Source organism: Rhizobacter sp. (assembly GCF_046595475.1).
Classification (GTDB): domain Bacteria; phylum Pseudomonadota; class Gammaproteobacteria; order Burkholderiales; family Burkholderiaceae_C; genus Rhizobacter.
In genome coordinates this window covers 1-14,468 of the sequence record NZ_JBKJOQ010000088.1, presented here as the reverse complement: position 1 = coordinate 14,468, position 14,468 = coordinate 1, and the positions used below count along the sequence as shown (strand labels likewise).

The following is a 14,468-nucleotide window of genomic DNA, read 5'->3' as shown; positions in this document are numbered from 1 at the left end:
CGTCCATTGGCCGATGGCCGCATCAATCTCGTCCACACGCTTGACCCGACCCGCGTTGTCGCAAAGCGCAGGGTCACTGCCCAGGTCAGCGCGGCCGATCGCCGTCATCAGCCGCTTGAAGATGCTGTCGCCATTGCCGGCGATCAACGCATAGCCACCGTCGTTGCAGCGATACGCATTGCTCGGCGCAATGCCCGGCAGCGCACTGCCGGCAGCTTCACGCACTGCACCAAACGCGCTGTACTCGGGCAACAGGCTTTCCATGCAGTTGAAGACGGCTTCGTACAGCGCGACGTCGATCACCTGCCCGCGCCCTTTGGGCGTGGTCGGTGACGCGGAGTTGTGGCGGTGGTGCAGCGCCATCAGGATGCCGATGACCCCGTGCAATGACGCCAGCGTGTCGCCGATGCTCACCCCCACCCGCACCGGCACACGGCCTGGCTCGCCAGTCAGGTGGCGCAGGCCGCCCATGGCCTCGGCCACCACGCCGAAGCCGGGGCGATCTTTGTACGGCCCGGTTTGGCCATAGCCGCTGATGCGCAACATGATCAGGCCCGGGTTGTCGCGCGCCAGCTCGTCGTAGCCCAGGCCCCAGGCTTCCATCACGCCGGGTTTGAAGTTCTCCACCAGCACGTCGCACTCGTTGGCCAGCCGCCGCACGATGTCGCGTGCTTCGGGCTGCTTCAGGTCGAGCGCCACACTCTTTTTGTTGCGCGACTGCACCTGCCACCACACGCTGGTGCCGTTGTGCAGCAGCCGCCACTGGCGCAGCGGGTCGCCACTGCCGGGCGGTTCGATCTTGATGACCTCGGCGCCGAAGTCGGCCAATGTTTTGGCAGCGAAGGGGCCGGCGATCAACTGGCCCAGCTCCAGTACCTTGAGGCCCGACAGCGGGCCGTTCACAGCCTGTGCAGCATTCACGGCAGAGGTGGCTTGAGGCGGCATGGCGCGCTGCTTGCCGAACGGGCGCTACGCCGCCCGTTGTTCGATGCTGTAGTTGGCGCCGTCGTACTGCCCGAGCACCTCAATCAGATAAGGCATCACCGCCTGCATCTCGTCGTGCAGTGTGTACGGCGGGTTGATGATGAACACGCCGCTGCCCGCCAGGCCAAAGCCTTGCTGGTCGGGCTGCTGTGTCGTCATGCGCACATGCAAGAAGCCTTTGGGCGCGACGGCCTCCAGCCGCCGCGGCAACTGCGCCGCTTCGACCTTGCTGACCTGCGGGTACCAGACCATGTACACACCTTCGGCAAAACGCAGCAGCGCTTCGCGCAGCGCGGCGATCACACGCGGGTAGTCGCCATGGCCTTCGTACGACGGGTCCATCAGCACCACGCCACGGCGTGACGAGGGCGGCACCTGGCCTTTGAGCCCCTCGAAACCGTCGGCGTTGTAGACCTCGGCGCCTTTGGTTTCACCAAGGTAAGCGGCGAGGATGCGGTGGTCGGTGTTGTGCAGCTCGAACATGCGCAGCTGGTCTTGCGAGCGCAGCATCATCTGGCCGAACGCCGGCGAGCCCGGGTACTGCTCCATGCGCCCTTCGGGGTTGAATTGCTTGACCAGCGCCACGTACTCGGCGATGGCCTCGGGCAGGTCGTCGCGCCCCCACAGCCGGCCGATGCCGTTCACGTATTCGCCCTTCTTCTGCGCGTACTGGCCTTCGAGCGAGTAGCCGCCCGCGCCGGCGTGGGTGTCGATCAGGCGGTAGGGCTTGTCTTTCTGATTCATGTAGCGCAGCACGCGCATGAGCATCACATGCTTGAGCACGTCGGCGTGGTTGCCCGCATGGAAGGCGTGTCGGTAGGCGAGCATGGTGTGGCGCTGGTCAGGGGAGAGCCGTATTGTCTTCTTCATCGCAGTGGGCGAACTGCCGCACCCGTTCTGCCAGGGCGGGTCGATCACAGTTCGGTGGGCGGTGCTGGAGGGTTTTGGCCTGGTGCCGGCAAGTTTTTGCCGGCCTCCGTAGCATCGCGCCATCCCTTTCACGACTCGACGGACTTTCATGACTTCACTCTTCGACCCCGCCCGCATCGGCGACATCCCGGTGGCCAACCGCATCGTCATGGCCCCGCTCACGCGCAACCGCGCCGCTGCCAACCGCGTGCCCTCTGAGCTGGCCATCACTTACTACGCCCAGCGCGCCGACGCCGGCCTCATCGTCACCGAGGCCAGCCAGATCAGCCCCGAAGGCCAGGGCTACCTCGACACGCCGGGCATCTACAGCCCCGAGCAGATTGCGGCCTGGAAGAAGGTGACCGACGCAGTGCATGCCCGAGGCGGGCGCATCGTGATCCAGCTCTGGCATGTGGGCCGCATCTCGCACGTGTCGCTGCTGCCAGGCGGCCAGGCGCCGGTGTCGTCGACGGCGCGCGTCGCCAAGGGCAAGACCTTCATAGAAGGCGGTTTCGCCGACACCTCTCAGCCGCGTGCGCTGCGACTCGATGAAATCCCCGGCCTGGTCGCCAGCTACGGGCAAGCCGCGCGCAACGCCATTGATGCCGGCTTCGACGGCGTGGAAGTACACGGTGCCAACGGCTACCTGCTGGACCAGTTCTTGCGCGACAGTATCAACGACCGCACCGATGCTTACGGCGGCTCCATGGAGAACCGTGCGCGCCTGCTGCTGCAGGTGATGCAGGCCGTCATCAGCGAGATCGGCGCAGGCCGCACCGGCTTGCGGCTGAGCCCTGTCACGCCCAGCAACGATGCCGGGCAAGACAGCCAGGCGCAAACGCTCTTCAACTACGTGGTGGAGCAGCTGGCGCCGATGCAGCTCGCCTTCCTGCACATCATCGAAGGCCAGACCGGCGGCGCGCGCGACATCGCGCCTTTCGACTACGAGGCTTTGCACCAGCGCTACAAGGCCGGCCACGCCGCGGGCGCGTGGATGGTCAACAACGGCTACAACCGCCAGATGGCGATGGATGCGGTTTCCTCAGGCGCGGCCGATTTGGTGGCTTTTGGCCGCCCGTTCATCAGCAACCCCGACCTCGTGCGCCGGTTGCAGCAAGACGCGCCGTTGAACGCGCTGAAGCCGGCATTGCTCTACGGAGGTGGCGCCGAGGGCTATACCGACTACCCGGCGCTTGCTTAATCAGGCGGCGCGTGTTTCAGCGCTTGTGCGCCGCGAGCCGTGAGCGAAACAGCTCCAGGATGCCCACCTCGCGTGGGCCCGGGATCAGCTCGAACGACTCGCCGGCCTGCAGCGTGCCGGCCACGCGCACCGCGAGGTAATAGCCGCACCAGCCATTGGCCACCATCAGCTTGCTGGCCTGGTTGAAGCCCATCGCGGCGTTGAACTTGAAGCAGGGGAAGCGCGGCTCGCTGATCGCCAGCTCGCAGTGAGGAAAGCGCAGCACGTCGCCTATCCACACCTGGTTTTCGAGCAGGCCGGCGAGCGTGAGGTTTTCGCCTATCGACCCCGGCGGCAGTATTTCGTCCCATAACGCCACCTTGGCCTGCGAGCGCACGGTTTGCCAGAACGGGTAGTGCTCGCTCGGGTAGGCGTAGACCGCTTTCGACAGGCCGCCGTGCACCGACTGGTCGGCTTGCTCGTCGCCCTCCAGGCCCAGCGGCCTTGCGGGCACGGCGTGTGGCGTGGGCTGCTTGCCGATGCCGGTCATGACCTTTTGGCCGTTGATCTCGATTTCTCGTGCGAGGCTGACGTTGACGCTGAGCAGGGTGTGCGGCATCTCGGGCTTTGTCAGCGAGGAGCCGGGCGCCAGCCGCGCAAGCTGCCGACCACCCGACGGCCTTGCGGGCCCGTCACCCATTGGCCGAAGAGCTTGGCTGCAGGGTGGTTGACGCGGAAGGAGCGCATCACGTGCACCTCGCTCGCCATGCGCGGATCGCCTTCGACCATCACGGCCAGCGGCTTGCGTGCGCGCGCAAGCCACAGCCCGCGCTCGACCAGGGTGTAGGCGTTTTCGGCCTGCGCCTGGTCCAGCGCGTTGGTTTTGGTTTCCACATACCAGGGCGCAACAGGCGAGACCTTCGCCGCCCGCCACAAGGCCAGCGTGCCGAGGTCGGCACCGCTGCCGTTGATGGGGCCTATCACGCGCGCCTGGGCCTGGGCGAGTTTCGCCAGCGCCACCGTGATGTCACGCTCACCGGCAATGCCCACCGGGTCCTTGGCTTTCTTGCCCTTGCCTTCCAGCGGGCCGACCAGCACGAAGTCGCCGACCGCGATCAGGCGGCGGTCGTGCGCCAGGCCTTGCTTTTCCAGCGCGGCCTCCTGCTCAGGCGCATTGGTCATGGCGGCGTCGATCTCGCCTTGCTCCAACGCCTGCAGCAGGGCCGCGCTGTTGCCGGGCACGAGTTGCACGGCCACCCCTGTGTCGCGGCCGAAGGCTTTCTGAAGCTGCTTCGCCAAACCCGCATCGATCAGGGCTTTTTCGGCCCCCAGGCGCATCGGGTCGGCCAGGGATTTGCGTTGGGCGGCGTGCGCCCAAGGCGCGGCTGAAGCGGCCATCCAGGCCAGCAGGGAGCGGCGGTCGAAGGTCATGAAGCTGATCTTATGCGGTGAAAAACAAGGAGTAGGCACAGCCTTTGCCCGCGCTGCGGAACAAGTTCACAGAGCGACGGCATGGTGTCATGCAAAAGTTGCATGACCCCCTGGGACTCGGTGGTTACGGCACGATTACATTGGCATGACAATCTTTTCGAATGTGCGTGCGGCATGGGGCGAGCCCCTCGAAATCTGCGTTTCAGATTGAGTGAGGCTCGCCCGATTCCGCTTTAACTTTGATGATTGGATTGACCATGAACCGACCCATTTTGGAGGGCTTGCGCTTGAACGTGCCGGCCTATGTCAAACATGCACGCCTGGTGGAGTGGGTGGCCGAAATTGCCGCACTCACCGAGGCCCGAGACGTGTATTGGTGTGATGGCAGCAAGGAAGAGTACGACCGCCTGTGCGCTCAGCTGGTTGCGGCAGGTACCTTCAAGAAGCTCAACCCCGAGTTGCGCCCCAACAGCTACTTGGCTTGCAGCAGCCCGAGCGACGTGGCGCGCGTGGAAGACCGCACCTATATCTGCAGCGAGCAGAAAGAAGATGCCGGCCCCACCAATAACTGGATGGCCCCGGCCGAGATGCGCGAGCTGCTGCAAACCGGTGACAAGGCGCTGTTCAAGGGTTCCATGAAGGGCCGCACGATGTACGTGGTGCCGTTCAGCATGGGCCCGCTCGGCTCGCCCATCGCACACATCGGTGTGGAGCTTTCCGACAGCCCCTACGTGGCCGTCAACATGAAGATCATGACGCGCATGGGCCGCGCGGTACTCGACGTGCTGGGCGAAGACGGCGTGTTCGTGCCCTGCGTGCACACCGTGGGCGCACCGCTCGAAGCTGGCCAAAAAGACGTGGCCTGGCCGTGCAACACCACCAAGTACATCGTCCACTACCCCGAGACCCGCGAAATCTGGAGCTATGGCTCCGGCTACGGCGGCAACGCGCTGCTGGGCAAGAAGTGCCTGGCCTTGCGCATCGCCTCCACCATGGGCCGTGACCAAGGTTGGCTCGCCGAGCACATGCTGCTCCTGGGCGTCACCAGCCCCGAAGGGAAGAAACACCACGTGGCAGCCGCGTTCCCCAGCGCCTGCGGCAAAACCAACTTCGCGATGCTGATCCCGCCGGCTGGCTTCGAAGGCTGGAAGGTCACCACCGTCGGTGACGACATCGCCTGGATCAAGCCCGGCAAGGACGGCCGCCTGTACGCCATCAACCCCGAAGCCGGCTATTTCGGTGTGGCTCCGGGTACCAACACCAAGACCAATTCCAACTGCATGGACAGTTTGAAGCGCGACGTGATCTTCACCAACGTGGCGCTCACCGATGATGGCGACGTGTGGTGGGAAGGCATGACCGAAACGCCGCCCGCGCACCTGACCGATTGGCAAGGCAAAGACTGGACGCCCAAGATCGCCAAGGAAACCGGCGCCAAGGCCTCGCACCCCAACGCTCGCTTCACGGTCGGCGCGATGAACAACCCGGCACTCGACGCTGAGTGGGACAACCCCGCCGGTGTGCCGATTGACGCCATCATCTTCGGTGGCCGCCGCTCGACCACCGTGCCGCTGGTGACCGAAGCGCGCAGCTGGGTCGAAGGCGTTTACATGGCCGCGACCATGGGCTCCGAGACCACCGCTGCCGCTGCCGGCCAGCAAGGCGTGGTGCGCCGCGACCCGTTCGCCATGCTGCCCTTCATGGGCTACAACATGAGCGACTACTTCCAGCACTGGCTCAACCTGGGGCAGAAGTTGCAAGCGGAAGGTGGCAAGCTGCCCAAGGTCTACTGCGTCAACTGGTTCCGCAAGGGCGATGATGGCAAGTTCGTGTGGCCTGGCTACGGCGAAAACATGCGCGTACTGAAGTGGATGCTTGAGCGCGTGGAAGGCAAGGGCCAAGGCGTCGAAAACATCTTCGGCATCAGCCCTCAGTACCAGGACCTGAGCTGGAAGGGGCTGGACTTTTCGCAGGCTCAGTTCGAGCAGGTCACCAGCATCGACAAGGCGGCTTGGCGTGCCGAGCTTGACCTGCACACCGAGCTGTTCAATCAGCTGGCGTACCACCTGCCGGCCGAGTTGACGGCCACCAAGGCGAAACTGGAAGCGCGTCTGGCCGCCTGATCAAACCTCAAGCGCCCACAAAAAAGCCCGCCAAGTGCGGGCTTTTTGTTGCGTGCTGCAAAACAGCAGCAAGGCGGCGATCAGTTGCCGTACATCATCTCGTGCCGGTCGGCGGCTGCGTACAGCTCCGATGCGAAACGCGGGTCAGCCATTTCGTAGCGGTGAGCCATGGCGCGCACGCGAGCTGCTTCACGTGAGGGATAACGGGGTGCCGGTGTGCCGGGGTGGCTGAGCAGGGCGATGGCCGAGGCTACGAGTTCGCCAATGCGGGCGGCCAAACGGGGTGCCGTGCGGACTTGCGGGATTTGAATGCTGATGGTGGTGGTGGTCATGGTGTGCTCCTTCGGGGCATCTCTGCAGCGCCAAGGGGTGCCGCATTGAGGCCAATAATAAGGGTTTGCACTAGTGTCTGACAAATCAAGTTTGTGAATCCGTGATATTCACAGTAACAATGTCAGCGTGAACTTCCAAACCCTGGATCTCAACCTGCTGCGGGTGTTCGACGCGGTGATGGCCGAGCGCAACCTCACCCGAGCTGCCGTGCGACTGGCGCTGACGCAGCCCGCCGTGAGCAACGCTCTGCGCAGGTTTCGAGAGTCACTGGGTGAGGAACTACTTACTCGCGTGACCCACGGCGTGGTGCCAACCCCGTATGCAGAGAAGCTGTGGCCTGAAGTGAGGGCTGCCCTGGGCCAGCTGCGTGCTGCGCTCGACCCCGGTGATTTCGACCCCCAACGCGATGCGGTTAGCTTCCGCCTGGCCATGGCCGACGCCACTGCGGCCGTGCTGTTGCCGCCGCTCGTCGACCACATCGAAGCCCAGCACGCATTGGTGAACCTGAGGGTGTTGCCGCTCACGACCCGCGACCCGCGCGCCTTGCTCGAGCGGGGCGACGCCGACGTGGCGGTGGGCTACTTCCCGGAAGCGGTGGCCGAGCTGGCGGCCGGGGGCCAGCAGAGTGCGCTGCACCACCAGCGGCTTTCAGAAAGCGAATACGTGTGTGTGATGCGACGCGGCCACCCTTTGGCCGAAGGCAGCGAGTTGACGCTGGACGACTTCTGCGCTGCGCACCACCTTCTGGTGAGCTTTTCAGGCCGGCCGCACGGTTTCGTCGACCAGGCGCTGGCCGCGCTCAACCGGTCGCGCCGCATCGTGTTAACGGTCAACCAGTTCTTCACTGCCGGCCGGGTGGTGGCGCGCAGCGACCTGCTGACGGTGTTACCGGCCTCCTTTGTCGACGCCACCGGCTACGCCGCGCAGCTGGTCGAGCGGCCGCTGCCTATGCGCATGGCGCGCATCCACGTCGAAGCCATGTGGCACATGCGCCACGACCGCGTCAGTGCGCACCAGTGGCTGCGAGCGCGCCTGGCAGAGGCAATGAAGCCCCGCACCGGCGCGCCGGATGACAATGTCGGCTGACCGCAATTCTCAAGGCCCGACATGTCTGCCCATTCCGATCTGACCGACGCCGAGTTCGCCGAGCTCGACGACCTGCTCGCCGCCACGCCCGAGCCCCTGCAACCCGTCGACTCCGTCATGCTCGACGGCTTTTTGTGCGGTGTGCTGGTGCAGCCGCTGCTGCTGGAGCCTGCCGCCTGGCTGCCACACGTGTTCGACTTTGATGCCACTCCACTGCCTGATGACGTAGATGCTGCCTGGCAAGCGCGCACGACCGCGCTCATCCTGCGTCGCCACGCTTCACTCAACCGTGCGATGGCAGAAGACGGCTGGTTCAACCCGTTGATCCTTGAATTCGATGAAGAGCACCCGTTGCAGCCGCCCGCCGAGGGCGAGATCGACCCCCTGGCCGGCCTCAGCGAGATTTCGCAGGCGCTGATGCCCTGGGTGGCGGGCTTCCAGCATGCCACGCTGTGCTTCCCCGACCTGGCCGAGATGCCCGACGACGCGGTGATGGCCGCGCTGGCCCGCCTGTATCGCCACCTGCCGGCCGAGACCGACGAAGAGCGCGAAGTCGTGGCCACACTCGAGCGCGAGCACCCGCTGAAAGACATGGAAGAGGCGATCGAAGAGCTGGTTGTCACCGTGGCCGATCTTTACGACCTGACCGGTGAGCTGCGCTACAAGGTCGACACCGTGCGCCGCGAAGCGCCCAAGGTGGGGCGCAACGACCCCTGTCCCTGCGGCAGCGGCAAAAAGTTCAAGCAGTGCCACGGCGCCACCTGATCTGTGCGCTTGCAGCTGCTCTCGGACCTTCACCTCGAAACCGAAACTTTCGAGCCGCAGCCTGCCCCTGATGCAGAGCTGCTCGTACTGGGCGGCGACATCGACAGCACCTGGCAAGGGCTGTCGCTGTTTCGCGATTGGCCCGTGCCGGTGATTCTGGTTGCGGGCAATCACGAGTTTGACAACCGAGAGCTCGACACCGCATGGCCCGAGTTGCGCGAACGTTGCAGTCAACTCGGCATCACGCTGCTGGAGCGCGAGAGCAGCGTCATCACCGATCGATCAGGCCGGCGCATCCGCCTTGTGGCGACCGTGCGTTGGTGCGACTTCGACCTTTTCGGCGAGCGCGGGCGCGACAAGGCCATGCGCGCCGCCAGCTATTTCATGCGTGTGATGCGCTCTACCCAACACGGTACATCCTTCGGCGCCGATGCCGTGCGTGAAGAGGCGCTGAGCTGCCGCGCCTGGCTGGCCGAAGAGCTGGCCCGCAGGGGCGACTGGCACGCGACCGTCGCCCTCACCCACTTCGGCCCCACCCTGCGCAGTGGCGACCCGCGCTACGGCAGCCAGTCGGGCACCGCGAGCTTTTGCAACGCTGACGACGACCTGCTGCCGCTCGCCGACCTGTGGATACACGGCCACCTGCATTGCCGGCACGACTACACCGTCAGGCATGACGACGGCCGCGCCACGCGGGTGGTATGCAACGCGCGCGGCCATGGCCGCAAGGGCGAGGCGGATGGCTACAACGGCTTGTTCGTCGTCGAGGTCTGACCGGACAAGCCGTCGAAGCAGGTGCTCAGCAGCATCTCGATGATCTGCTCGTCGCTGTGCTGGCCACTCACCTTTAGCAGACTCAGCACCGGGTCACAGGCGCGGGCAAACAGGGTGTAGAGCACCACCTCGGGGGCGAGGCGCGGGTTGAGGGCGCTGTCCATCTGGGCGGCGTCAATCCATGCGCCGAGTTGCTCGCTCACCTCCATCAGGCGGTCGAGGTAGGGCTTGTTGGCCATCAACGCGGCCCGTAGCGTGGAGTTTTGGGCCGGCAACGAGGGCATCTCGCCGGCCAGCTGCACCTGCATGGTCCAGCGGGCCACGGCCTTGAGCTGATCAATCGCGTTGGCGCTCACCGGCAGGCTGGCCATGAAGGCCTGGGCCCGTTCCAGCACCCGGATCATGGCCGCGCCGGCCAGCTCTTCCTTGGAGCTGAAGTGCTTGTACAGGCTGGCCTTGGCGATGCCCACGTCGGCAGCCACCTCGTCGACCGTCATCACGTCAAAGCCTTTTTCGGCCAAGAGCCGGTTGACCGACACGACGATCGCGTCCTCACGGGCGCGGAGCACCTGTTCTTTGAATGAAATCTTGGCCATAGCCGTCATTTTAGCCACAAGGCACCAAAAAGGGACGAACAAGTCACAAACAAACCTTTTGGTTTAATAAAATACCACACAGTTGACAATGTGAACTCATAAGTTCAAATTTCACACGGCGCCGCGATTATTTCCGTTCCCTGTTCCACCACCTCTTCCCCCAACCACCCAGGAGCTATTTCATGAAGAAGCTGTTTGCTGTTGCCGCCCTTTCTCTGGCTGCTTTCTCGGCTCAGGCCAAGGACATCGTTGACACCGCCGTCGCGGCGGGCAACTTCAAGACCTTGGCCACCGCCCTGCAGGCCGCCGGCCTGATCGACACCCTCAAAGGCGCCGGCCCATTCACTGTGTTTGCCCCCACTGACGCGGCGTTTGCCAAGATCCCCAAGAACCAGCTCGACGCCTTGCTGAAAGACAAGGCCAAGCTGACCGCGGTGCTGACGTACCACGTGGTCCCCGGCAAGGTGATGGCCAAGGACGTGATGGCCGGCAAGGTCAAGACCGTTCAGGGCTCAGAGCTGACGCTGGCGACCAGCGGCGGGGTCATGGTCGACAACGCCAAGGTGGTGGCGGCCGATGTGGTGGCCGACAACGGCGTCATCCACGTGATCGACACCGTGCTGATGCCCAAGTGATGGAGTGCAGCTGATGCCTCCGCCCGCATCGCCTTGCGCGGTGCGGGCGGCGCCTCAGCGCTGTGGGCGGCGCACCAGGCGCTGGTTCCAGGGTGCAACGGCTTTGTGCCCCGGCACTGGCGCCGCGCGCTGCTCGCTGAGCGGCTCGATGCAGGCGTCGAGCCCGAAGGCGGTGCCCATGTCGCCCGCGTCGGGCGTCGGCTCGGCGACGTCACGCTGCGTGGTCACTGTTTTCAGCCAGCCGAATCCAGGGATCAGGTTCATTGCGCACCTCCGCTGTTTGTCCACCTCTTGGGTGAAAGTGTGACGCTGCCCCGCAGCAGGCAATGCACGGAGATGAACCGGGCTTGTGGCGCATTTGGCCCCACGCGGGTTTACCCATGCATACCGGATGGTGTTCGCACAGCACTGCGCTTGGTTTTGTGCAGTGCGATCACCATAAGGGTCTCGAAATGATTTGGCAGTTATTGAAGGAGCTTGCCGTGAACCGCCTGTCGATACGAACACTCACCTGGGGTACCCTGCTGGCGGCGCTGCTGAGCGCTTTCGTGTTGGCGGCCTCGCCCGATCCAGCCCCGCTGGGCGGGGGTAGCTCGGCGCATGCGTGGCGTTGGTGATGTTCGGCGTGGCAGCGTAGCTGTCGCTGAAAGGGCGTGTGATGAGAGTTTTGGTGATGGGCGCCGGGATCATGGGCGTGAGCACCGCCTGGTACCTGCTGGAGCAGGGCCACGAGGTGACGGTGGTCGACCGTCAGCCAGACGCCGCGCTCGAAACCAGCTTTGCCAACGGCGCGCAGATCTCGGTAAGCTTCTGCGAGCCCTGGGCTCACCCGGCTGCGCCGTTCAAGGTGCTGAAATGGCTGTCGCGCGACGACTCGCCGCTCTTGTTTCGCCCCAAGCTCGATCCGCACCAGTGGCGCTGGGGCTTGAGCTTTCTCACGCAGTGCACGCACGCCGCCTTCGAGCGCAACGTGGCGCAGCTGGTGGCGCTCGGGCGCTACAGTCACGAGTCGCTGAAGAGCCTGGTGGCGCAGACGGGCATCGAGTACGACCGACTGGAGCGCGGCATCCTGCACTTCTTCTCCAACGCTGAAGACTTGGCCGCGGCCGCTGCAGGTGTGGAGCTGATGCGCCGCCACGGGGTAGACCGGCAGGTGTTGTCGCGCGACGAAGTGCTACAGGTCGAGCCTGCGCTGCGCAGCTTCGGCGAGCACATTGCCGGTGGCACCTACACCGCGAGTGACGAGTCGGGCGACGCCCGCGTCTTCACCCAGAAGCTCGCTCGGCTGTGCCAGAAGCGTGGCGCGACCTTTCTCTACGAGCATGAGATCGTGCGTTTCGATGCCGCAGGTGGCGCCCTGCAAGGCGTGCACGTAGACGACAGGCTCAGCGGGCAAAAACGCCTGCTGCAGGCCGACGCCTTCGTGGCGGCTATGGGCAGTTTTACGGCGCCCTTGCTGCGCCCGCTCGGCATCTACCTGAACATCTACCCGGCCAAGGGCTACTCGGCCACCTTCAGGCTCAAGCACCCCGAGCGCGCAAGCGTTGTCAGCATGATCGACGACACCCGCAAGATCGCCGTGAGCCGCCTGGGCGACACGATCCGTGTGGCCGGCACCGCCGAGATGGCGGGCTACGACACAGGCTTGGACAGCACCACCTCAAAGGTGCGTTGCCAGGCCCTGGTGCGCCGCTACGAAGAGCTGTTTCCGGGTGTGGCCGACACGAGTGAGCCGCATTTTTGGGCCGGCTTGCGCCCCAGCACGCCCAACAACATTCCGTACATAGGCCGCAGCAAGCTGGCCAACCTGTGGGTCAACGCCGGCCATGGCACGCTGGGCTGGACGCACGGAGCCGGCTCGGGCCGCGCCCTGGCCGAGCTGATGAGCGGCGTGCAACCAGCGCTCAATTTCGGCTTCTGCGGCGACACGCAGGGCCACGCATTGCGCGTGGCTGCCGCGTGATCGATCAGTAGTCGCTCGAAGCGCTCTTGTTGCCGTTGGCCTTGTAGCGCGCGATCGCGTTCTTCAGGTCGGTGTATTCCGAGCACGGCAGGGTGCAGGCCTTGTCGAGTGCGGCCAGGCGCTTCTCGGCCATGGGCAGGTCACCCTTCATCAGGTACAGCTCGCCCGAGTACTCAAGCGTGCCGCGGTGGTTGGGGTCGATGCGCAGCGCGTCGTTGTAAAACTTCTCCGAGCCGGCGAGGTCGGGCGTCTTGGCCTTGCGCAGGCTGTAGCCCATCAGGTTGTTCCAGTCGGCGCTGGCGGTGTCGTTGACGCGCTTGAGTTCGTCGATGGCGCCAGACCAGTTCTTGGCGGCGATCTGTGCGCGGGCGCCGGCCAGATTGTCTGCCGGGGCCGGCGACGTGTCAGCGGCGAAGGCGGTATTCAGAGTCAGGGCCAGCAGGGCGGTGGCGAGCAAGGTGCGGTTCATGGTGTGTGTCCTCTTGGGCTTGATATTCAGACACCGACATTGGCGTCTTGAATGGACTTACGGAGTGAGCGCCTCAGGTGGACGCAGCCGGATGCAAAAAATTCCACTCGCCTCAACCATTGTTACCAGAGCTTGACGCAGTGGCCACTCAAGATGAAGGGCTGGGTCGGCTTGTCGCCCGGCTTCGCGGCAGCCGGCTCCAGGCTCACCGCCAGGCGCGACACCTTGAAGAAAAGCTTCTCCGAGCTTTCGCTCAAGGCCAGCACGGCGCTGCCCTTGCCTGGCACCACGCCGAGCGGGAAAGGCGCGCTGCCATCTTGTGGCAAAGCCCACAGCTGGGCCACGCGATCGGCGGGTATCGCCACCGGCTGCAGCAGCTTCACCGTGAGTTGCCTGCCTTGGCGACGTGAGCTGGCCAGCACGGTGGGCTTGCCTTCCACATCGGTGAGCAGGCCCACATAGCTCGCAGGCAGCGCTTCGTTGCGCTGCTCCAGGCCGATCAGCCCGGGTTGCAGGCGCAGCACCACAGTGCACACAAGCACGCCAGCCAAGGCACCCGAGAGCAGGCGCCACCAACCGCCGCTTGCGCGGCGCGGCGGTGCGAAGAGGCGTTGCTCCAGGCCTTGCCACACCGCTTGGCGTGGGGCCAGGGGGGGCAGGCTGGCCGACAAGACCGTGAAGCGCTCTTGCCACGCGGCCACCGCGCGCACGGCGGCGGGGGCTTGCGCCAGCACGCGCTCGAAGCGGCGCCGCGCGCCGCCGGTCAGCGTGCCCAGCGCGTATTCGCGTGCCAACCGTTCCAGGCGTTCAGGTAGCAGGTAGTTCATGCAGTGACCCCTGCGGACTGCAGGCAGTCCTTCAACTTGTCCAGCCCACGCCGTACCCAGGCCTTGGCGGTGCCCAGCGGTGCGTTCATGGTTTCAGCAATGTCGGTGTGCACCATGCCGCGGTAATACGCCAGCGCCAGTGCCTGCCGCTGCGACGCGTTCAACGAACTCATGCAGGTATCGATGTGCGCCTTGGTCAAGCTCTCGTCGAGCAGGCGCTGCGGCTCCAGGGCCTCGTCGCCGGCCACCGCCATGGCCTCGTCGTCTAGCGCCACCGTGGAGCCGCGCTCGGTCTTGCCCGAGCGCAGGGCGTCGATCGCCTTGTTGCGCACGATGTTGATCAGCCAGGTCATGGGCGTGGCCACGACGGGGTTGTAGCCACTGGCGCTGTGC

Annotated in this window: 18 protein-coding genes; 8 read left to right on the top strand and 10 right to left on the bottom strand. The window is 65.0% G+C overall.

Annotated elements, in window-relative coordinates; genetic code table 11:
- Together AC30QB_RS15490 and AC30QB_RS15485 are read right to left on the bottom strand one after the other, a co-directional pair.
- Positions 1 to 945 (bottom strand): CaiB/BaiF CoA transferase family protein (locus AC30QB_RS15490; RefSeq protein WP_489547139.1); only part of this gene is annotated, 945 nt, incomplete at its 3' end.
- A 24-nt stretch (positions 946 to 969) separates the two neighbouring features.
- A complete protein-coding gene (locus AC30QB_RS15485; RefSeq protein ID WP_489547138.1) occupies positions 970 to 1,812 on the bottom strand; it encodes a 23S rRNA (adenine(2030)-N(6))-methyltransferase RlmJ in 843 nt (280 codons plus the stop codon).
- 190 nt (positions 1,813 to 2,002) lie between these two features.
- Here AC30QB_RS15485 and AC30QB_RS15480 point away from each other — a divergent pair, with 190 nt between their 5' ends.
- Positions 2,003 to 3,094, top strand: coding sequence for an alkene reductase (locus AC30QB_RS15480; RefSeq protein WP_489547137.1), 1,092 nt, complete (start codon positions 2,003 to 2,005; stop codon positions 3,092 to 3,094).
- 16 nt (positions 3,095 to 3,110) lie between these two features.
- Here the strand turns inward: AC30QB_RS15480 and AC30QB_RS15475 are convergent, their stop codons facing one another.
- Together AC30QB_RS15475 and AC30QB_RS15470 are read right to left on the bottom strand one after the other, a co-directional pair.
- Positions 3,111 to 3,692, bottom strand: a complete 582-nt coding sequence (locus AC30QB_RS15475) for an MOSC domain-containing protein (protein ID WP_489547136.1) — start codon at positions 3,690 to 3,692, stop codon at positions 3,111 to 3,113.
- Positions 3,693 to 3,703: 11 nt separating this feature from the next.
- The gene (locus tag AC30QB_RS15470) at positions 3,704 to 4,504 is read right to left on the bottom strand and encodes a substrate-binding domain-containing protein (protein ID WP_489547135.1); all 801 of its coding nucleotides are present in this window, start codon (positions 4,502 to 4,504) and stop codon (positions 3,704 to 3,706) included.
- A 257-nt stretch (positions 4,505 to 4,761) separates the two neighbouring features.
- On the opposite strand from AC30QB_RS15470, the gene AC30QB_RS15465 reads away from it, so the two are divergent.
- Positions 4,762 to 6,627, top strand: a complete 1,866-nt coding sequence (locus tag AC30QB_RS15465; protein WP_489547134.1) for a phosphoenolpyruvate carboxykinase (GTP) — start codon at positions 4,762 to 4,764, stop codon at positions 6,625 to 6,627.
- Positions 6,628 to 6,707: 80 nt separating this feature from the next.
- Here AC30QB_RS15465 and AC30QB_RS15460 read toward each other — a convergent pair whose 3' ends face one another.
- Complete coding sequence (locus tag AC30QB_RS15460) at positions 6,708 to 6,959, bottom strand: hypothetical protein (protein ID WP_489547133.1); 252 nt, start codon at positions 6,957 to 6,959, stop codon at positions 6,708 to 6,710.
- Positions 6,960 to 7,086: 127 nt separating this feature from the next.
- On the opposite strand from AC30QB_RS15460, the gene AC30QB_RS15455 reads away from it, so the two are divergent.
- Genes AC30QB_RS15455 through AC30QB_RS15445 form a run of 3 tightly spaced genes read left to right on the top strand, consistent with a single transcriptional unit; the run spans position 7,087 to position 9,585 of the window.
- Positions 7,087 to 8,046, top strand: coding sequence for a LysR family transcriptional regulator (locus AC30QB_RS15455; protein WP_489547132.1), 960 nt, complete (start codon positions 7,087 to 7,089; stop codon positions 8,044 to 8,046).
- 21 nt (positions 8,047 to 8,067) lie between these two features.
- Positions 8,068 to 8,811 carry a UPF0149 family protein gene (locus AC30QB_RS15450; RefSeq protein ID WP_489547131.1) on the top strand — a complete coding sequence of 248 codons (744 nt, stop codon included), beginning with the start codon at positions 8,068 to 8,070 and terminating at the stop codon, positions 8,809 to 8,811.
- Positions 8,812 to 8,814: 3 nt separating this feature from the next.
- Positions 8,815 to 9,585, top strand: coding sequence for a metallophosphoesterase (locus AC30QB_RS15445; RefSeq protein WP_489547130.1), 771 nt, complete (start codon positions 8,815 to 8,817; stop codon positions 9,583 to 9,585).
- Here AC30QB_RS15445 and AC30QB_RS15440 read toward each other — a convergent pair.
- Positions 9,555 to 10,181: a TetR/AcrR family transcriptional regulator gene (locus tag AC30QB_RS15440; RefSeq protein WP_489547129.1), complete on the bottom strand. Its 627-nt coding sequence runs from the start codon at positions 10,179 to 10,181 to the stop codon at positions 9,555 to 9,557. The two genes, AC30QB_RS15445 and AC30QB_RS15440, sit on opposite strands and share 31 nt — an antisense overlap.
- A 182-nt stretch (positions 10,182 to 10,363) precedes the next feature.
- Here AC30QB_RS15440 and AC30QB_RS15435 point away from each other — a divergent pair, with 182 nt between their 5' ends.
- A complete protein-coding gene (locus AC30QB_RS15435; protein ID WP_489547128.1) occupies positions 10,364 to 10,816 on the top strand; it encodes a fasciclin domain-containing protein in 453 nt (150 codons plus the stop codon).
- 54 nt (positions 10,817 to 10,870) lie between these two features.
- Here the strand turns inward: AC30QB_RS15435 and AC30QB_RS15430 are convergent, their stop codons facing one another.
- A complete protein-coding gene (locus AC30QB_RS15430) occupies positions 10,871 to 11,080 on the bottom strand; it encodes a hypothetical protein (protein WP_489547127.1) in 210 nt (69 codons plus the stop codon).
- 218 nt (positions 11,081 to 11,298) lie between these two features.
- On the opposite strand from AC30QB_RS15430, the gene AC30QB_RS15425 reads away from it, so the two are divergent.
- The gene (locus AC30QB_RS15425; protein ID WP_489547126.1) at positions 11,299 to 11,433 is read left to right on the top strand and encodes a hypothetical protein; all 135 of its coding nucleotides are present in this window, start codon (positions 11,299 to 11,301) and stop codon (positions 11,431 to 11,433) included.
- A 41-nt stretch (positions 11,434 to 11,474) separates the two neighbouring features.
- Positions 11,475 to 12,779 carry a D-amino acid dehydrogenase gene (locus tag AC30QB_RS15420; protein ID WP_489547125.1) on the top strand — a complete coding sequence of 435 codons (1,305 nt, stop codon included), beginning with the start codon at positions 11,475 to 11,477 and terminating at the stop codon, positions 12,777 to 12,779.
- Between the two features lie 4 nt (positions 12,780 to 12,783).
- Here AC30QB_RS15420 and AC30QB_RS15415 read toward each other — a convergent pair whose 3' ends face one another.
- The 3 genes from AC30QB_RS15415 to AC30QB_RS15405 all read right to left on the bottom strand — a co-directional run.
- Entirely contained in the window at positions 12,784 to 13,248 is a 465-nt protein-coding gene (locus AC30QB_RS15415) for a tetratricopeptide repeat protein (RefSeq protein WP_489547124.1), read from the bottom strand.
- A 122-nt stretch (positions 13,249 to 13,370) separates the two neighbouring features.
- Positions 13,371 to 14,075, bottom strand: a complete 705-nt coding sequence (locus AC30QB_RS15410) for an anti-sigma factor (RefSeq protein ID WP_489547123.1) — start codon at positions 14,073 to 14,075, stop codon at positions 13,371 to 13,373.
- The coding region (locus AC30QB_RS15405) for a sigma-70 family RNA polymerase sigma factor (RefSeq protein WP_489547122.1) at positions 14,072 to 14,468 on the bottom strand (397 nt) is incomplete at its 5' end. The genes AC30QB_RS15405 and AC30QB_RS15410, both read right to left, overlap by 4 nt.